The sequence below is a fragment of the Streptomyces sp. CNX435 genome (assembly GCF_059570575.1).
Map to the genome: position 1 here is coordinate 110825 of NZ_JCANTA010000006.1, position 18120 is coordinate 128944.

Sequence of the window (18120 nt, forward strand, 5' to 3'; positions counted from 1 at the left end):
CGCCCACACGCCCACCCGCCCGGCCTCCAACCGCACCCGGCCACCGGGCCGGTGCCGTCGCGCGCCCGCCGGCTCCGGACAGCCTCCCCGCCTGCCGCCCGTCACCCCACCCCACCCCTGCCGACCTGGGCCGACATCCGCCCACCCGGCCGCGAGAGGGTAAGATGAACGGCTGCCTTGTCCGCACGAAGGGGGCCGCGGGTGACCGCGCACATCACCGCCCCGGACTCCGTCCGGGATCGCGAGATCCAGGCCGAGCAGGACCATCTGGACCGCGTGTACGACCGCCTGGAGGAGAAGATCCACGAGGCGGAGTTCCTCATGAGCGACGCCGCCAAGCGCGGCCAGGTCGGCACCCCCGGCGCGCTCGCCGAGCGTGACGCGCAGGTCTTCCGCGCCGGCGTCCACCTCAACCGGCTGAACAGCGAGTTCGAGGACTTCCTCTTCGGCCGCATCGATCTGCTCCCCGGCAAGGACGGCGTCCGCGGCCCCGACGGCGCGTACACCTCCGTCGAACCCGCCGACGACGCCGTGGACGCCCCTGACGCCGCCGGCGGCGGCGAGCAGCGCGCCCGGATCGCCGAGACCCTGCACATCGGCCGCCTCGGCGTCCTCGACGCCGACTACGCCCCGCTGGTCATCGACTGGCGTGCCCCCGCCGCCGCGCCGTTCTACCGCGCCACCCCCGTCGCCCCCGGCCGGGTCGTGCGCCGGCGCGTGATCCGCTCCCAGGGCCGCCGGGTGCTCGGCGTCGAGGACGACCTGCTGCGCCCGGAGCTGTCGGTGACCCTCGCCGGCGACGCGCTGCCGGTCGTCGGCGACGGCGCGCTGATGGCGGCGCTGGGCCGGGCCCGTACGCACGCGATGCGCGACATCGTCTCCTCCATCCAGGCCGAGCAGGACACCGTCATCCGGGCCCCCGCCGCCTCCGTCACGGAGGTCGAGGGCGGCCCCGGCACCGGCAAGACGGCGGTGGCCCTGCACCGCGCCGCGTACCTGCTGTACCAGGACCGGCGGCGGTACGCGGGCGGGATCCTCGTCGTCAGCCCGACGCCGCTGCTCGTGGCGTACACCGAGGGCGTGCTGCCGTCGCTGGGCGAGGAGGGGCAGGTCGCGATCCGGGCGGTGGGGTCGCTGGTCGAGGGGATCGACGACGGGGCAGTGGCGCTGTACGACGAGCCGAAGACGGCCCGGGTCAAGGGCTCGGCGCGCATGGTGCGGGTGCTGCGCCGGGCGGCCCGCGGGGCGCTGACGGTGGGCGACGTGCCGCAGCGGCTGCGGGTGGTCGCGTTCGGCGCCCGGGTGGAGCTGGACGCGCGGGAGTTGCGGCACGTACGGCAGGCGGTGCTCGGCGGCACGGCACCGGTGAACCTGCTGCGGGCGCGGGCCCGCCGCTTCCTGCTCGACGCGCTGTGGCAGAAGTCCGGCGCCCGGCCGCGCTACGACGACCCGGAGCTGGCCGCGGAGGCGCGCGCGGCGTTCGACGAGGACATCGCCACCGAGGACGACTTCACCGCCTTCCTCGACGCCTGGTGGCCGGAGTTGACGCCGCGCGGGGTGCTCGCGGCGCTCGCCGACGAGCGGCGGCTGGCGGGCTTCGCGCGGCGCGTGCTGACCCCCGCGGAGATCCGCGGCCTGGCCCGCTCGCTGGCCCGGGACGGGCTGACCGTGCACGACGTGGCGCTGCTGGACGAGCTGCAGGTGCTGCTCGGGGCGCCCGCGAAGCCGGCCCGGCAGCGGGAGCTGGACCCGCTGGACCAGCTGACGGGCCTGGCGGAGCTGACGACGTACGCGGAGCGCACCGCGCCCGCCGCGCGCCCGCGGGACGCGGAGCGGCAGGAGTACGCGCACGTCATCGTCGACGAGGCGCAGGACCTCACGCCGATGCAGTGGCGGATGGTGGGCCGCCGCGGGCGGCACGCGACGTGGACGGTCGTCGGCGACCCGGCGCAGAGTTCGTGGCCGGACCCGGAGGAGGCCGCCGCGGCCCGTACGGAGGCGCTGGGCACCCGCCCGCGGCGCCGCTTCACCCTCACCGTCAACTACCGCAACCCGGCGGAGATCGCCGAGGTCGCGTCCCGGGTCCTGGCGCTGGCCATGCCCAGCACCGAGCCGCCGGCGGCGGTGCGGTCGACGGGCGTGGTCCCGGCGTTCGCGGTCGCGGGGGCGGATCCGTACGACACGGTGCGGGCGGAGGTCGGGCGGCTGCTGGCGGACGTGGACGGCACGGTGGGCGTGGTGGTGCCGATGGGCCGCCGCGACGAGGCCCGCCGGCGGCTGGCGGAGCTGGGGGAGCGCGTGGTGGTGCTGGGCAGCCTGGAGGCCAAGGGGCTGGAGTACGACGCGACGGTGGTGCTCTCGCCGGCGGAGATGGCGGACGAGTCCCCGGCGGGCCTGCGGGTGCTGTACGTGGCCCTGACCCGCGCGACGCAGCGGCTGACGGTCGTCGCCACCACCCCGGACCTCCCGGACGCCGACGGCGTACCGGACCTGCTGCGGCCGTAGCGCGCGGCCCCGGGGGCCGCCGTTACGGGAATGGCCTTACGGGGACGGTTTGTTAGCCTGGCAGTGGCACCGGCCCGATCCATGCCCCCGGGCCCAACCATCGGCGCTTCGAGCGCCCACTTGCCGCGAGGCGAGCTGGCGGGTCGGTGCCACCAGCTTCGGCACGGCCGGGAGCGGCGGGAACGCCGCACCCGGCCCGTCGTCTTCCTTCGCCCAAGCCTGCATTGCCGCCGGTCACGTCCTGTGGAAAAGTGATTTCGCGCTCCGGACCGGTTACCGGATACCGCACAGTAGGTGCGACGATCGATCCGGTTCACCACCCAGCACACGCGAGGGAACACACGGTCATGGCAACGGCGCCAAGCGTCTCCTACTCGAACACGGTCCGGCTGGAGGTCCCCGCCGGCGGCAACGCCGTCAGCCAGCTCACCTCCGCCGTGGAGTCCTCCGGCGGCAGCGTCACCGGCCTCGACGTCACCGCCTCCGGCCACGAGCGGCTGCGCATCGACGTCACCATCGCCGCCGCCTCCACCGACCACGCGCGCTCCATCGTCGAGAGGCTCCGCGGCATCGAGGGCGTCACCGTCGGCAAGGTCTCCGACCGTACGTTCCTCATGCACCTCGGCGGCAAGATTGAGATGCAGTCCAAGCACCCGATCCGCAACCGCGACGACCTGTCGATGATCTACACCCCCGGCGTCGCCCGCGTCTGCCTGCAGATCGCCGAGAACCCCGAGGACGCCCGCCGGCTGACCATCAAGCGCAACAGCGTCGCCGTGGTCACCGACGGCTCCGCCGTTTTGGGCCTGGGCAACATCGGCCCCAAGGCCGCGCTGCCGGTGATGGAGGGCAAGGCGGCCCTGTTCAAGCGCTTCGCCGGCATCGACGCCTGGCCGCTGTGCCTGGACACCCAGGACACCGACGCCATCGTGGAGATCGTCAAAGCCATCGCCCCCGGCTTCGCCGGCATCAACCTGGAGGACATCTCCGCGCCCCGCTGCTTCGAGATCGAGGCGCGGCTGCGCGAGGCGCTGGACATCCCGGTCTTCCACGACGACCAGCACGGCACCGCCATCGTCGTGCTCGCCGCGCTGACCAACGCGCTGCGGGTGGTCGGCAAGGAGCTGGGCGAGGTGCGCGTGGTGATGTCCGGCGCGGGCGCGGCCGGCACCGCGATCCTCAAGCTGCTGACCGACGCCGGCGTCAAGCACGCCGTCGTCGCCGACATCAACGGCGTGGTCCACTCCGACCGCGCCGACCTCGTCGACGCGGCGCCCGGCAGCGCGCTGCGCTGGATCGCCGAGAACACCAACCGCGACGGCCTCACCGGCACGCTGAAGGACGCGGTACACGGCGCGGACGTGTTCATCGGCGTCTCCGCCCCCGACGTCATCGACGGCGCCGACGTCGCCGCCATGGCGTCCGACGCGATCGTCTTCGCGCTGGCCAACCCCGACCCCGAGGTGGACCCGGCCGCCGCCCGCGAGCACGCCGCCGTCGTCGCCACCGGGCGCAGCGACTTCCCGAACCAGATCAACAACGTGCTCGTCTTCCCGGGCGTCTTCCGCGGCCTGCTCGACGCGCACTCGCAGACCGTCAATTCGGAGATGATGATCGCCGCGGCCCGCGCCATCGCCGACGTCGTGCACGAAGACGAGCTCAACCCGAACTACATCATCCCCAGCGTCTTCAACGACCGGGTCGCCCCCACCGTCGCCGACGCCGTCCGCGACGCCGCGCAGACCGCCGGTGTGACGGAGCCGCCCACCAGCGGTGCGTAACCGCCCCTTCACCCCGCGTGGGAACGGGCCGGGCCCCGGCGCGTCGGCTGGCTTTCGGGCCGTGCGTACGTCATAAGTGTGCGGATGGACGGGCTGCGGTGTACGACGCGCCAGGGCGCCGGATTGGCGTTTCCGCCGCAGGTGAGGGCAGGATGCGTAGTCGGGCGCGAGACGCTGTCAACGGGACCCGGTTACGGGGACTGTCAGCGGGTCCTGGCAGCATCGGCATTGATCTCACGCCTCAATGGCAAGAAAACACGGGAGACAGATATGAACCGCAGTGAGCTGGTGGCCGCGATCGCAGAGCGCGCCGAGGTGACCCGCAAGGACGCCGACGCCGTGGTGGCCGCCCTCGCCGAGGTCGCCGGGGAGGTCGTCAGCAAGGGCGACGAGAGGATCACTATCCCCGGCTTCCTGACCTTCGAGCGCACGCACCGCAAGGCGCGCTCCGCCCGGAACCCGCAGACCGGCGAGCCGATCCAGATTCCCGCTGGCTACAGCGTGAAGGTCACGGCCGGCTCGAAGCTGAAGGAAGCGGCGAAGGGCAAGTAAGCCCGCAGACCGAGGAAGGGCGGCCGGACCCAGCGGGGGCGGCCGCCCTTCGCCCTTCTCTGCTCTCTGTGCCTGTGCCTGTGCCTGTGTGACGAACGTCTCTGCCTGCCCGACGCCCGTTCCGGCCTTACGTCACCCGGCCGCCACGGCGGCGCCGGCGGGGACGTTCGGCAGCTCGGCGCGGGCACCGAGGTCCGCGAGCTTCTGCAGGAAGTTCTCGTAGCCGCGGTTGATCAGGTCGATGCCGTGCACCCGCGAGGTGCCCTGCGCCGCCAGCGCCGCGATGAGGTACGAGAAGCCGCCGCGCAGGTCCGGGATGACCAGGTCGGCGCCCTCCAGTTTCGTCGGCCCGGAGACGACCGCGGAGTGCAGGAAGTTGCGCTGCCCGAAGCGGCAGGGCGTGCCGCCCAGGCACTCGCGGTAGAGCTGGATGTGCGCGCCCATCTGGTTGAGCGCGGAGGTGAAGCCGAGGCGCGACTCGTACACCGTCTCGTGCACGATCGACAGCCCCGACGCCTGCGTGAGGGCGACGACCAGCGGCTGCTGCCAGTCGGTCTGGAAGCCGGGGTGGACGTCGGTCTCCAGCGCGATGGCGTTCAGCGGGCCGCCGGGGTGCCAGAAGCGGATGCCGTCGTCGCCGATCTCGAAGGCGCCGCCGACCTTCCGGAAGGTGTTGAGGAACGTCATCATCGAGCGCTGCAGCGCGCCGCGTACGAAGACGTCGCCCTCGGTGGCCAGCGCCGCGGACGCCCAGGAGGCGGCCTCCAGGCGGTCCGGCAGGGCGCGGTGGGTGTAGCCGCCGAGCTTGTCGACGCCGGTGATGCGGATGGCCCGGTCGGTGTCCATCGCGATGATCGCGCCCATCTTCTGCAGCACGCAGATGAGGTCCTCGATCTCCGGCTCCACGGCCGCGTTGGACAGCTCGGTGACGCCCTCGGCCAGCACGGCCGTCAGCAGCACCTGCTCGGTGGCGCCGACCGACGGGTACGGCAGCCGGATCTTCGTACCGCGCAGCCGCTGCGGCGCCTCCAGGTACTGCCCGTCCGCGCGCTTGTCGATCCGGGCGCCGAACTGCCGCAGCACGTCGAAGTGGAAGTCGATGGGCCGGCCGCCGATGTCGCAGCCGCCGAGGCCGGGGATGAAGGCGTGGCCGAGGCGGTGCAGCAGCGGGCCGCAGAAGAGGATCGGGATACGGGACGAGCCGGCGTGCGCGTCGATGTCCGCGACGTGCGCGCTCTCGACGTGCGTCGGGTCGAGCACCAGCTCGCCCGGCTCCTCGCCGGGGCCGACCGTCACGCCGTGCAGCTGCAGCAGGCCGCGTACCACCCGCACGTCGCGGATGTCCGGGACGTTGCGCAGCCGGCTGGGGGAGCTGCCGAGCAGCGCGGCCACCATCGCCTTGGGCACGAGGTTCTTGGCCCCGCGGACGTGGATCTCGCCACGGAGGGGCGTACCGCCGTCGACGAGAAGGACATCGGCGCTGTCAGGAGCTGTCATGAGGCTCGCGATCCTGGAGACGGGCTGGGACAGACAGAAATGCTAATGCCCCGCGGGCACCCCTCACCCGCGCCGGGGGCGGGTAGCGGCGGCCCCAAGGGCCCGGGGGCCTCGGGGCGGAGCCCCCGAGGTTGGTGCGCGGACGCGCGAGGGGCCCGGGGGGCGGAGCCCCTGAGGTTGGTGCGCGGACGCGCGCCAAGGGGGGGCCTGGGGGCGGAGCCCCCGGTTTCGGGAAGGGGCGGGATCGGGGACAGACCCCCGCCCCGGGGCCCCGCGCTTGCGCACCCCGCCGCACCGCCCGGGGGCCCCGGGGGGCGGAGCCCCTGAGGTTGGTGCGCGGACGCGCGCGAGGGGGGGCCTGGGGGCGGAGCCCCCGGTTTCGGGAAGGGGCGGGATCGGGGACAGACCCCCGCCCCGGGGCCCCGCGCTTGCGCACCCCGCCGCACCGCCTGGGGGCCCGGGGGCGCGCCCAGCCCCCGACGCACGCGCCCGCACGCCCCGCCGGCGCCGCGTACGGACCCCGTGGGCCTGGAGAGGCGCCCGGGGCCGCCGCGCGCGGCGTGCGGCGGCGCGCGGTGCGCGCATTGCCGTATTCCTCGGCCGTCCGCTCCCCACGCGCCCGTAACTGCGGGATCATGTCCGCATGACGGAGGTGTCATCCCTGACGGGCCGGCTGCTCGTCGCGACGCCGGCGCTCACCGATCCGAACTTCACCCGGACCGTGGTGCTCCTGCTCGATCACGACGAGGAGGGGTCGCTCGGCGTTGTGCTCAACCGCCCGACGCCCGTCGGCGTCGGCGATGTGCTGCGGGACTGGGCCGACCTCGCCGGCGACCCCGGCGTGGTCTTCCAGGGCGGCCCGGTCTCCCTCGACTCGGCGCTCGGCCTCGCGGTGGTGCCCGGCGAGCAGGGCGACGGGCTCGGCGGCGGGCAGGGCGGCGGGGAGGGGCCGCTCGGCTGGCGCCGGGTGCACGGCGCCATCGGGCTGGTCGACCTGGACGCGCCGCCGGAGCTGTTGGCGGCGGAGCTGGGCACGCTGCGGATCTTCGCGGGGTACGCGGGGTGGGGCCCCGGGCAGTTGGAGGAGGAGCTGGACGACGGCGCGTGGTACGTCGTGGAGTCCGAGCCCGGCGACGTGTCCTCGCCTGCGCCGGAGGGGCTGTGGCGCGCGGTGTTGCGGCGGCAGCGCAGCGAGCTTGCCATGGTCGCGACATATCCGGACGACCCGAGCCTCAACTAATCCGCGGTGCCGTCGGTACCCTTGGCCAACATGAGCACTCCTCTCCCCGAGCCCGATCGCGGAACCGGCACCGGCACCCTCGTCGAACCGACGCCGGAGGTGTCGCATGGCGACGGCGACCACGAGCGCTTCGCCCACTACGTCCAGAAGGACAAGATCATGGCCAGCGCGCTCGACGGCACGCCCGTCGTGGCGCTCTGCGGCAAGGTGTGGGTCCCGGGTCGCGATCCGAAGAAGTACCCCGTCTGCCCCATGTGCAAGGAGATCTACGAGTCCATGGGCGCCGGTGGCGGCAGGGACAGCGGTAAGGGCAACGGTAAGGACAGCGGCAAGAAGAAGTAGCCGCACCCCGGCCGCGGCCAACGGGCCGCGGCCCCCGGTGCCGGGCCACGGCCACGGGCCACGGCCGGAATGGTCTAGTCCAAATCGCTTTCCTGGGGCAGGATGAATTCATGGACCTCATCCCCGCGCCCCGCAGCGCCGCCCGCTCCAGCGACACCGCGACCTTCGCCCTGGGCCAGGGCACCGTCCTCGCCGCAGGCGACGGGGCGGAAGGCGTCGCCCGGTGGCTGCGCGCCGAGCTCGGCGCGGCCACCGGGCTGCCGCTCGCCCCGGGGAACCCGGACACCGACGCCGCCGCCGGTGCCGTACGCCTCGACGTCGACCCCGCGCTCGCCCTCGCCGGCGCCCCCGCGGGCGCTGCCGGCCCCGAGGCGTACCGGCTGACCGTCGGCGCCGACGGCGTGCGGATCATCGGCGGCGGCCCCGCCGGGCTCTTCTGGGGCGCGCAGACCCTGCGCCAGCTGCTCGGCCCCGCGGCGTACCGCACCGCCCCCCTCGGCGAGCGCACCTGGGAGCTGCCGCACGGCAGGATCGAGGACGCCCCGCGGTTCGGCTGGCGCGGCTTCATGCTCGACGTCTCCCGGCACTTCCTCACCAAGCGCGAGGTGCTGCGCCACCTCGACCTGATGGCCGCGCACAAGCTCAACGTGCTGCACTTCCACCTCACCGACGACCAGGGCTGGCGCATCGAGATCAAGCGCCACCCCAGGCTCACCGAGGACGCCGGCTGGCGCCCGCGTACCCGGGTCGGGCACGGCGCCTCCGACGTGTGGGACGAGCGCCCGCACGGCGGCTTCTACACCCAGGACGACATCCGCGAGATCGTCGCGTACGCCGCCGCCCGGCACATCACCGTCGTCCCGGAGATCGACATCCCCGGCCACTCGCAGGCCGCCATCCACGCCTACCCCTGGCTCGGCAACACCGACGTCGTCGACACCGAGGCGCTCGGTGTGTGGTGCGAGTGGGGCGTCTCGGAGAACGTCCTCGCGCCCACCGAGGAGGTGCTGCGCTTCTACGAGGGTGTCTTCGAGGAGGTGCTCGACCTCTTCCCCGCCGACATCGCCGAGCACGCGGCCTTCGTGCACGTCGGCGGCGACGAGTGCCCCAAGCACCAGTGGAAGTCCTCGCCGGCCGCCCAGGCCCGTATCCGCGAGCTGGGCCTGGCCGACGAGGACGAGCTGCAGTCGTGGTTCATCCGGCACTTCGACCGCTGGCTCGCCGACCGCGGCCGGCGCCTCATCGGCTGGGACGAGATCCTGGAGGGCGGCCTCGCCGAGGGCGCCACCGTCTCCTCCTGGCGCGGCTACGCCGGCGGCGTAGCCGCCGCCCGCGCGGGCCACGACGTCGTCATGTGCCCCGAGCAGCAGGTCTACCTCAACTACCGCGAATCGGGCGCCCCGGACGAGCCGATCCCCATCGCGCAGGTGCGCACGCTGGAGGACGTCTACCGCTTCGAGCCCGTACCGCCGCAACTCGAAGGCGAGGCGGCGAAGCACGTCATCGGCACCCAGGCCAACGTCTGGAGCGAGGTGCTCGAAAGCCCGCAGCGCTTCGACTACCAGGTCTATCCGCGGCTCGCCGCCTTCGCCGAGGTCGCCTGGTCCGCCCTGCCGTCGCCCGCGGAGCGGGACTTCGTCGGCTTTACGGCTCGCATGGCGGAGCACTACGGGCGCCTCGACGCCCTCGGCGTCGACTACCGCCCGCCCGGCGGCCCGCGGCCGTGGCAGCAGCGCCCGGGAGTGCTCGGACGCCCGATCGAAGGGCCGCCCCCGATCGTGTGAGCCGGTCAGCCACCCCGAGAAGTCATACAAGACTCCCCGAAGGGTGACAATCCCCACTCGGCGCCGACCAGGTCCCAATCCGGGCCCCCGAGTTGGGTGTCGAGCGGGGTACGCTCGTGTTCTTCCGCGCCGCCTTCAGGCGGCCCCCGACCGTGACAAATGTGCCAGAGTTGCCTCGTCCCGGCCGGGAGCCCGTACCGTACGGCGGAACGGCCGGAACTCCAGGGGGACACTGCGGAAGGGGCAGCAGGGTTGACCACTCATGCACCGCAGGCGGCGCAGACGGTGGTGCTGCCGGACTCGCTCGACGAAGCGGTCGCGGCGCTCACCGCCATGCCCGCCGCCGTGCCCGTCGCCGGCGGGACCGACCTCATGGCCGCCGTCAACGCCGGCCTGCTGCGCCCCTCCGCGCTCGTCGGCCTCGGCCGGATCAGCGAGCTGCGCGGCTGGCACTACCAGGACGGCGCCGCCCTCCTCGGCAGCGGCCTGACCCACGCGCGCATGGGCCGGCCCGACTTCGCCGCGCTCATCCCGGCGCTCGCCGCCGCCGCCCGCGCCGCGGGCCCGCCGCAGGTGCGCAACGCCGGGACGCTCGGCGGCAACATCGCCTCCGCCGACCGCACCGGTGACGCGCTGCCGGTGCTCGCCGCGCTCGACGCCACCGTGCTGATCGCCGAGCCCGCCGGCGGGCACCGCGAGATCCCCGTCAGCCACCTGCTCGCGGGCGTGGAGATGATGCGTGCCGGCGAGTTGATCGCGTTCGTACGGGCGCCGCTGCTGCACGCCCCGCAGGTGTTCCTGAAGGCCACGGGGCGCACCGGGCCGGGGCGCGCCGTCGCCTCGGTCGCGTTGGTGCTCGACCCGGCGCGCCGCTCGGTGCGGTGCGCCGTCGGCGCGGTGGCGCCGGCGCCGCTGCGGCCGATGGAGGCCGAGCAGTGGGTCGCCGGGCTGATGGACTGGGACGGCCACCGCGGGCTGCCCCCGGAGGCGCTGGCCGCCTTCGGCGAGTACGTCGCCGCCGCGTGCATCCCCGACCCGCCGCCCACGGCGGACGGCGGCGGGGCCGCAGGTGCAGCGCCGCCGCGGCTGCCGGCGACGGCGCTGCACCTGCGGCGTACGGTGGCGGCGCTGGCGCGCCGGGCACTGGGGAGGGCACTGTCGTGAGCCGGGACCAGACGGGCGGACAGCAGCCGGACGACCAGCAACAGCAGCAGTACGGCAGCGGGGGCTGGCAGCCGATGCCGCAGGGCGCGGACGGCGACCCGGACGCCACGGCGTTCGTGCAGCTGCCGCCGGAGGTGTTCGCCGAGGGCGACGCGGGTGTGCCGCTGGCGGCGCCGGGGCACGGGTACGTGCCGCCGCCGATAGCGGTTCCGGCGACGGACCCGGGGGAGACGGGGCAGTTCCAGATCCCCGAGGGTCTCAGTGCGCAGGCGGGCGGCCCGGCGGGTCCGGCCGACCCGGCCGAACCCGGGGGTGCGACCGGTCCCGGCGCGGGGGAGTACGGGCAGGGCGCGGCGTACGGATACGGGCAGGGGACGGCCGCGGGGCAGGGCGGCCGGTCCGGGGCGGGCGGCTTCGGGCAGGCGGGTAGGCGCGCGGTGGCGGAGAGCCGGCGCGCGACGCGGGCCGAGGGGTACGCGCAGGGCGACGCCGGCGCCGGGACGGTGCCGGATGCCGGTGCGTACGGACCGCCGGCCGCGGCGGCGCCGGCCGGTGCGGCGGAGGACCACGGCGCTCCCCGGTGGAGCGCGGGCCCGGCGGACCACCCCGCCGAGCACGCCCAGGGTGCGGGCACATGGCCCGGCGCCGCCGGCCACGCGGACCCCGGCGCCGGCCCGTACGACGCCGGCCCGTACGGCGACGTGCCCCCGGGTCCCGCCCAGCACCCCGCCGACCGCGAAGGGCCGCCCACCGAGGGGCAGATCAGCGCCTGGCGCCCGGTGCAGCCGGGCGAGCGCACGGCGCCGTCCTGGGCGATCCCGACCGCCCCCGACGACCTGCCGGAGGACTCCGGCGAGTACGCGCTGCACGACCGCTCCACGGCCGCCGGGCCGCCGGGCGGCGACACGGAGACCGGGTACGTACCCGGGCGGGCCGGGGACGGCGGCCCGCACGTGGAGACAGACGCCGGGACGGACGCCGGAACGGACGCCGGGACGGATGCCGCGGCCGGCACGGGCTCCGCCGCCCCCGACGGCGCCGGCGAGCCGGAGACGGCCCCGGCGCCGCCGCCCGCACCGGCCCCGCCGCCGGACGAACACCCCCTGGCCTCGTACGTCCTGCGCGTGAACGGCGCTGACCGCCCGGTGACCGGCGCGTGGATCGGGGAGTCCCTGCTGTACGTGCTGCGCGAGCGGCTCGGGCTCGCGGGCGCGAAGGACGGATGCTCGCAGGGCGAGTGCGGCGCGTGCTCGGTGAAGGTCGACGGCCGGCTCGTGGCCGCGTGCCTGGTGCCGGCGGCGACGGTCGCGGGCGCGGAGGTCCGCACGGTCGAGGGCCTGGCGGACCAGGGCGTGCACTCCGACGTGCAGCGGGCGCTGGCGGCGTCGGGCGCGGTGCAGTGCGGGTTCTGCGTGCCGGGCCTGGCGATGACCGTGCACGACCTGCTGGAGGGCAACCACACGCCGAGCGAGCTGGAGGCCCGCCGGGCGCTCAGCGGCAACCTGTGCCGCTGCACGGGCTACCGCGCCGTCCTCGACGCCGTCCAGGAGGTCATCGCGGGCCGCCGCGCCCCGGACGGCGAGCGCGCCCCGAACGGCGCGGACGGCGCGAGCGACGCGCACGGCGCGGACGACACCGGACGCGCCCGCATCCCGCAGCAGGCGGGCCCCGGCGAAGGCGGCGCGCGCCCCGTCGCCGAGGGCCTTCGCATGCCCCCGCCCCGCCCCCCGAACCCCGACGAGGGAGGCCCCCGGTGACCCACCTCCCCGCACCCCGAGGCCCGCAGGGCGCAGGGGCAACGCCGGCCGTGCCCCGCGGTTCGCGGCGCGCCGCGGCGCAGCCGCGCGTGCGTGCCGTCGTGGTCGCCTCCGCCCGACGCGCCCTGCCGCCTGCGGCGCACACCCCGGCGGCGGAGCCGCGGGCGCCGGGTGCCTCCGCGCACCCGCTTCCGGGGCTTCCGGGGTGCTTCGCGCCCGGAACGCCGCGTGCCCGTTACGTGCCTTCCGCCGCATCCGCGCGGCACCCCGCCGCCGAAGGCAGCCCGTCCTGTCGCGCTCCGCGCCCCGTGCAACCCGCAGGAGTGCAGCCCGCAGGACGTGCGCCGAGAGGCACCCGCCCGCACCGCTCCGCGCCCCGGCCGTGCGGCCCCCGCGCACCGCGCACGAGGGAGCGTCTGTCGTGACCGTTCCGCAGGAGCCCGGCACCGCCACACCCGCCGCCACGACCGCCGTCCCCCCCGGCGACCCGGAGGGACGCGGCATCGGGGCCTCCCTCACCCCCACCGACCTCGCCGCCAAGTCCGAGGGCACCTTCCCGTACGCCGCCGACCTGTGGGCCGAGGGCCTCCTGTGGGCCGCCTTGCACCGCTCCCCGCACGCCCACGCCCGCATCGTCTCCGTCGACACCTCCGCCGCCGAGGCCATGCCCGGCGTCCGCGTCGTCGTCACCCACCGCGACCTGCCCGACGCCGCCGCCCACGGCCGCGGCGTCCGCGACCGGCCGGTCTTCGCCCACGACGTCGTACGGCACCACGGCGAGCCCGTCGCCGCCGTCGCCGCCGACCACCCCGACACCGCGCGGCTCGCCGCCGCCGCCATCGCCGTCGAGTACGAGCTGCTCGACCCCGTCACCGACCCCCAGGCCGCCTTCGAGGCCGAGCCCCTGCACCCCGACGGCAACCTGATCCGGCACATCCCCCTGCGCTTCGGCGACCCGCAGGCCGCCGGCGAGGTCGTCGTCGAGGGCATGTACCGCATCGGCCGCCAGGACCCCGCCCCCATCGGCGCCGAGGCGGGCCTCGCCGTGCCGCGCCCCGACGGCGGCGTGGAGATCTACGCCGCCGCCACCGACCCGCACTCCGTACGCGACCAGGTCTCCGCCTGCCTGGGCCTCGCCCAGGACCGGGTCAAGGTCGTCGTCACCGGCGTCCCCGGCGCCACCGGCGACCGCGAGGACGGCTCCATGCAGCTGCCCCTCGGGCTGCTCGCGCTGCGCACCGGGTCGCCCGTGAAGCTCCTCGCCACCCGCGAGGAGTCCTTCCTCGGCCACGCCCACCGCCACCCCACCCTCCTGCGCTACCGCCACCACGCCGACGCCCGCGGCAAGCTCGTCAAGGTCGAGGCGCAGATCCTCATGGACGGCGGCGCCTACGCCGACACCTCCGCCGAGGCCCTCGCCGCCGCGGTGTCCTTCTCCTGCGGCCCGTACGTCGTCCCGCACGCCTTCGTCGACGGCTGGGTGGTCCGTACGAACAACCCGCCGTCGGGCCACGTCCGCGGCGAGGGCGCGCTGCAGGTCTGCGCCGCGTACGAGGGGCAGATGGACAGGCTCGCCGCCGCGCTGGGCATGGACCCGGCCGAGCTGCGCGCGCGCAACGCCATGGCCACCGGCGACCTGCTGCCCACCGGTCAGACCGTCACCTGCCCGGCGCCCGTCGCCGAACTGCTCACCGCCGTACGGGAGACGCCGCTGCCCGCCGAGGCGCCTGCCGGCTCTTCCGGCGAGCTGCTGCCCGGCGGCCCCGAGGGCGCGGGCGAGCCGGGCGTCGTGCGCCGGGGCGTGGGCTACGGGCTGGGCATGGTGCACATGCTCGGCGCCGAGGGCGCCGACGAGGTGGCCACCGCGACCGTGCGCGTCAGCGGCGGCGTCGCCACCGTCATCTGCGCGGCGGTCGAGACCGGCCAGGGCTTCACCACCCTGGCCCGGCAGATCGTGCAGGAGGTGCTCGGCGTCGACGAGGTGCACACCGCGCCCGTCGACACCGACCAGCCCACCGCGGGACCCGCCTGCCACGGGCGGCACACCTGGGTCTCGGGCGGGGCGGTGGAGCGGGCCGCGAAGATGGTCCGTACGCAGCTGCTGCAGCCGCTGGCGCAGAAGTTCGGGATGTCCGCGGAGCTGCTGACGATCGCCGACGGCAAGATCACGTCGTATGACGGCGTGCTGTCGACGACGGTCGCGGAGGCGCTGGAGGGCAAGGAGCTGTGGGCCACGGCGCAGTGCCGCCCGCACCCGACGGAGCCGCTGGACGGCAACGGGCAGGGCGACGCGTTCGTGGGCCTGGCGTTCTGCGCGGTGCGCGCGGTGGTGGACGTGGACGTGGAGCTGGGCGCGGTGCGGGTGGTGGAGATGGCCGTCGCGCAGGACGTCGGCAAGGTCCTCAACCCGCGGCAGCTGGCGGCCCGTATCGAGGCGGGCGTCACCCAGGGCGTGGGCGCGGCGCTGATGGAGAACCTGCGCACGAACAAGGGCATCGTCCGCCGCCCCGACCTCACCGGCTACCCGCTGCCCACGGCGCTCGACGCGCCCGACGTGCGGATCGTGAAGCTGGTCGAGGAGCGGGACGTGGTGGCGCCGTTCGGCGCGAAGGCGGCGAGTGCGGCGCCGGTGGTCACGTCGCCGGCGGCGATCGCGGCGGCGGTGCGGGCGGCGACGGGGCGGCCGGTGAGCCGGCTGCCGATCAGGCCGCAGTCGGCGGCGGTGCAGTAGGGGCGGGCGCTGCCCCGACGGGCCCGAGTTCACCTACGGCTGCCGCCCCCGGGGCCCTCGCGGGGCGGCGTCACAGCCAGGTGGTCGCCAGCCAGGCGGTCACGGCCGCGGTGGCGATGAGCACGAGGTTCAGCGCGATCTGCCGCTCTCCACGGCTCAGGTGCACACCGGCCGCGCCGAGCTGCGAGACCACGTAGCCGACGGCCGCGGCCAGCGCCAGCCCGGGGGCGATCCCGGTCAACGGCGGCAGGACCAGGCCGAGCGTGCCGAGCAGTTCGACCGCGCCGATCGCCCGGACGGCCGGCATCGGCATGCTGTCCACCCAGGCCATCATCGGCCGGAGCTGCGCACGGCTGCGGACGACTTTCAGGCCGCCCGCGTAGACGTAGAAGAGGGCGAGCAGGGAGGCGACGATCCAGTAGGCGACGTTCATGCTCCGATTGCACGACCGGGGCGCCGCGGCTGTCCAAGACCCGTTGCGCGACGCCGATACCGTACGGGTATCGTCGCACCATGGAGCTACGCACGCTGCGCTACTTCGTGGCGGTCGCCGAGGAACTCCACTTCGGCCGGGCAGCCGCCCGGCTGCACATGAGCCAGCCGCCGCTGAGCCGGGCGATCAAGCAGCTGGAGCACGACCTCGGGGCCGCGCTCCTCGACCGCTCGCCCGCCGGCGTCGCGCTCACCCCGGCGGGCGCGGTGCTGCTGCGCGAGGCCCGTGCCCTGCTCGACCACGCCGACCGGGCACGCGCCCGCGTGGCCACCGCGGCCGGCGCCGCGGTCCTCACCGTCGGCATCCTGGGCGACAGCACCGACCCGCGCCTCACCCGCCTGGCCGCCGCCCACCGCCGCCGGCACCCGCACACCGAGATCCGCGTCCGCGAGACCGACCTGACCGACCCCACCTGCGGACTGCACGCCGGCACGGTCGACGTGGCGCTGACCCGCGGCCCGTTCGACCAGACCGGGCTGACCGTCCGCGAACTGCGCACCGACCCGGTCGGCGCCCTCCTCCGCACCGACGACCCGCTGGCCCACCGCCCCACCCTCACGCTGGCCGACCTCGCCGACCGCCGCTGGTTCCGCTTCCCGCCGGGCACCGACCCCCGCTGGCAGTCCTACTGGCACGGCGGCGAGCCCCGCGAGGGCCCGGTGGTCCGCGCCGTCCAGGAATGCCGCCAAGCCGTCCTCTGGAACGGCACGGTCGGCATGACCCTCCTCGACCACGAGCCACCCCCGGGCCTGACGGTGATCCCCCTCACGGACATGCCCCCAAGCCCGGCGATCCTCGCCTGGCCCGCCGCCACCACCAACCCCCGTGTCGCCGCCTTCACCCAGACCGCACTCGCCGCCTACCACCCCTGACGGCCCAGGGCACCCGCCACCTCCCCACCGACCCGGCGACGGTGGACACCGTGATCGCCACCGGCTTCGCCCCGTCCCCGACGGACCCGTACGACGAGTTCACCTACGGCGACTGACCGCTCGCGGCATCTGGGAAGCCTTCCCTGCCACCGCACCCGCGGCACGGCTAGGCCGGGAGGGAGAAGCCCTCGGGCGGCGAGCCTTCGGCGAACAGCATGCCCACCCGGACCTTGTCCTCGCGTATCTCCCGGGCCCGCCGGTACTCGGGAGAGTCGTACCACTCCCGGATCCGGGCCATGTCGGGAAACTCGATGAGCAGGAACCGGAGGGAGTCCCAGGTGCCTTCGACAGGCTCGGGCGTGGGGCCCGCGACCAGGTAACGGCCGCCGTGGCTGAGGACGGACTGCTGGGCCACGGGGGCGTAGGCCCAGCCGGCCTCCTCATCGAGCACCTCGACGTTGACGACGACGTAAGCAGGCATGCGAATTCTCCGACTCTTTGGACACGGCGTGTACTAATGTCACGGCAGAGACTATCGCACCCCTGTAGCCTTTCCCGGGTGAGCATCGACAAGGGCGGATCCGTCCCGGCCGTGATGAGCCGCCGGGAGCGGCTGCGGGCCGAGACGACCCGGGAGATCAGGGCCATCGCGCTGCGGCAGATGACGGAAGGGGGGCCCGGAGCGATCTCCCTGCGCGGCATCGCCCGCGAGATGGGGATGACCGCTCGCGCGATCTACAGCTACTTCCCCACCCGGGACGACCTGATCACCGAGCTGATCAGCGGAGTCGCCGCCTCGCTCGCGGAGGCGGTGGAAACGGCCGCCAACGCCGTGCCCGAGACCGATCCCGGCGGCAGGCTGCTGGCCTGGGGCCAGGCGCTGAGAGAGTGGGCGCTGGCTCACCCGGAGAGCTTCCGGCTCTTCTACGGCCACCCCGTCCCCGGCTACCAACCCCCTGAGGAAGGTCCGGTGGACCAGACGGCACGCCGCGTGTGCCGCGAACTCACCCGCCTGGTGGCCGCGGCCTGGCCCCAGGCCCGGCACCGGCAGCCCGAGGAGACCTCCTGGTCCGACCTCCACCCGGACTACGTCGCAAAGATCCAGACGGATCTCCCGGACGTGCCACCCGCTGCGGCGGCGCTCGCGCTGCGTGTCTGGGGCCGGATGCACGGCCTGGTGGCCCTGGAGGTCGACGGCCACATCCACCCCGTCGCGGGCAATCCGGCCGCCCTGCACCGCGCCGAAATGCTCGACCTGGTCAGGTCGCTGGGCCTGGCCTAGGCACCGCCCGCCTGGGCGATCCGGGGCCTCGGCCTATGCCTTCCGGGCGGCCGTCCCGACGAGCGCCGCGTCGGCGTGGCCGGCGACATTGGTGAAGAGGACCCGGGGCGTGCGATGGTG

Annotated in this window: 14 protein-coding genes; 11 read left to right on the forward strand and 3 right to left on the reverse strand. The window is 75.1% G+C overall.

All coding sequences use genetic code 11. The annotated features are described in order from the left end of the window. Nucleotides 1–201 precede the first annotated feature (201 nt). The 3 genes from T328_RS13065 (at nucleotide 202) to T328_RS13075 (ending at nucleotide 4838) form a co-directional block, all read left to right on the forward strand. Entirely contained in the window at nucleotides 202–2505 is a 2304-nt protein-coding gene (locus tag T328_RS13065) for a HelD family protein (protein ID WP_496496169.1), read from the forward strand. A 347-nt stretch (nucleotides 2506–2852) separates the two neighbouring features. After that, entirely contained in the window at nucleotides 2853–4286 is a 1434-nt protein-coding gene (locus T328_RS13070; RefSeq protein WP_496496170.1) for an NAD-dependent malic enzyme, read from the forward strand. Between the two features lie 270 nt (nucleotides 4287–4556). Then, the gene (locus tag T328_RS13075; RefSeq protein ID WP_027741684.1) at nucleotides 4557–4838 is read left to right on the forward strand and encodes an HU family DNA-binding protein; all 282 of its coding nucleotides are present in this window, start codon (nucleotides 4557–4559) and stop codon (nucleotides 4836–4838) included. A gap of 132 nt (nucleotides 4839–4970) precedes the next feature. Here T328_RS13075 and murA read toward each other — a convergent pair whose 3' ends face one another. Further along, on the reverse strand, nucleotides 4971–6335 hold the full coding sequence (murA, locus tag T328_RS13080; protein WP_496496171.1) for a UDP-N-acetylglucosamine 1-carboxyvinyltransferase: 1365 nt from the start codon (nucleotides 6333–6335) through the stop codon (nucleotides 4971–4973). Between the two features lie 643 nt (nucleotides 6336–6978). Between murA and T328_RS13085 the strand changes: the two genes are divergently transcribed. From T328_RS13085 to T328_RS13110, 6 genes are all read left to right on the forward strand, one after another. Next, nucleotides 6979–7575 (forward strand): YqgE/AlgH family protein, encoded by a 597-nt coding sequence (locus T328_RS13085; protein ID WP_496496172.1) that lies wholly within the window; start codon nucleotides 6979–6981, stop codon nucleotides 7573–7575. Nucleotides 7576–7605: 30 nt separating this feature from the next. Further along, nucleotides 7606–7917, forward strand: coding sequence for a DUF3039 domain-containing protein (locus T328_RS13090; RefSeq protein ID WP_496496173.1), 312 nt, complete (start codon nucleotides 7606–7608; stop codon nucleotides 7915–7917). A gap of 110 nt (nucleotides 7918–8027) precedes the next feature. Next, nucleotides 8028–9701, forward strand: a complete 1674-nt coding sequence (locus tag T328_RS13095) for a beta-N-acetylhexosaminidase (RefSeq protein ID WP_496496174.1) — start codon at nucleotides 8028–8030, stop codon at nucleotides 9699–9701. Nucleotides 9702–9953: 252 nt separating this feature from the next. Beyond that, nucleotides 9954–10865 carry an FAD binding domain-containing protein gene (locus tag T328_RS13100; RefSeq protein WP_496496175.1) on the forward strand — a complete coding sequence of 304 codons (912 nt, stop codon included), beginning with the start codon at nucleotides 9954–9956 and terminating at the stop codon, nucleotides 10863–10865. After that, nucleotides 10862–12622 carry a 2Fe-2S iron-sulfur cluster-binding protein gene (locus T328_RS13105; RefSeq protein ID WP_496496176.1) on the forward strand — a complete coding sequence of 587 codons (1761 nt, stop codon included), beginning with the start codon at nucleotides 10862–10864 and terminating at the stop codon, nucleotides 12620–12622. The genes T328_RS13100 and T328_RS13105 overlap by 4 nt, the downstream gene beginning before the upstream one ends. Nucleotides 12623–13043: 421 nt before the next feature. Further along, the gene (locus T328_RS13110) at nucleotides 13044–15353 is read left to right on the forward strand and encodes a xanthine dehydrogenase family protein molybdopterin-binding subunit (RefSeq protein WP_496496177.1); all 2310 of its coding nucleotides are present in this window, start codon (nucleotides 13044–13046) and stop codon (nucleotides 15351–15353) included. A 70-nt stretch (nucleotides 15354–15423) separates the two neighbouring features. On the opposite strand, the gene T328_RS13115 is transcribed toward T328_RS13110, so the two are convergent. After that, entirely contained in the window at nucleotides 15424–15786 is a 363-nt protein-coding gene (locus T328_RS13115; RefSeq protein WP_496496178.1) for a DoxX family protein, read from the reverse strand. A gap of 80 nt (nucleotides 15787–15866) precedes the next feature. On the opposite strand from T328_RS13115, the gene T328_RS13120 reads away from it, so the two are divergent. Continuing rightward, nucleotides 15867–16718: a LysR family transcriptional regulator gene (locus T328_RS13120; protein WP_496496179.1), complete on the forward strand. Its 852-nt coding sequence runs from the start codon at nucleotides 15867–15869 to the stop codon at nucleotides 16716–16718. Nucleotides 16719–16884: 166 nt separating this feature from the next. Here the strand turns inward: T328_RS13120 and T328_RS13125 are convergent, their stop codons facing one another. Beyond that, on the reverse strand, nucleotides 16885–17199 hold the full coding sequence (locus tag T328_RS13125) for a DUF1330 domain-containing protein (protein WP_496496180.1): 315 nt from the start codon (nucleotides 17197–17199) through the stop codon (nucleotides 16885–16887). A gap of 78 nt (nucleotides 17200–17277) precedes the next feature. Between T328_RS13125 and T328_RS13130 the strand changes: the two genes are divergently transcribed. Then, nucleotides 17278–18000 carry a TetR/AcrR family transcriptional regulator gene (locus T328_RS13130; RefSeq protein WP_496496181.1) on the forward strand — a complete coding sequence of 241 codons (723 nt, stop codon included), beginning with the start codon at nucleotides 17278–17280 and terminating at the stop codon, nucleotides 17998–18000. The last annotated feature ends 120 nt before the right edge of the window (nucleotides 18001–18120 follow it).

What these genes read in the sequence shown, in the direction of transcription:
- T328_RS13070 (WP_496496170.1), top strand. Translation starts at nt 2,853, where the DNA reads ATGGCAACGGCGCCAAGCGTCTCCTACTCGAACACGGTCCGGCTGGAG.
- T328_RS13085 (WP_496496172.1), top strand. Translation starts at nt 6,979, where the DNA reads ATGACGGAGGTGTCATCCCTGACGGGCCGGCTGCTCGTCGCGACGCCG.
- T328_RS13115 (WP_496496178.1), bottom strand. Translation starts at nt 15,786, where the DNA reads ATGAACGTCGCCTACTGGATCGTCGCCTCCCTGCTCGCCCTCTTCTAC.
- T328_RS13120 (WP_496496179.1), top strand. Translation starts at nt 15,867, where the DNA reads ATGGAGCTACGCACGCTGCGCTACTTCGTGGCGGTCGCCGAGGAACTC.
- T328_RS13125 (WP_496496180.1), bottom strand. Translation starts at nt 17,199, where the DNA reads ATGCCTGCTTACGTCGTCGTCAACGTCGAGGTGCTCGATGAGGAGGCC.
- T328_RS13095 (WP_496496174.1), top strand. Translation starts at nt 8,028, where the DNA reads ATGGACCTCATCCCCGCGCCCCGCAGCGCCGCCCGCTCCAGCGACACC.
- T328_RS13090 (WP_496496173.1), top strand. Translation starts at nt 7,606, where the DNA reads ATGAGCACTCCTCTCCCCGAGCCCGATCGCGGAACCGGCACCGGCACC.
- T328_RS13075 (WP_027741684.1), top strand. Translation starts at nt 4,557, where the DNA reads ATGAACCGCAGTGAGCTGGTGGCCGCGATCGCAGAGCGCGCCGAGGTG.
- murA (WP_496496171.1), bottom strand. Translation starts at nt 6,335, where the DNA reads ATGACAGCTCCTGACAGCGCCGATGTCCTTCTCGTCGACGGCGGTACG.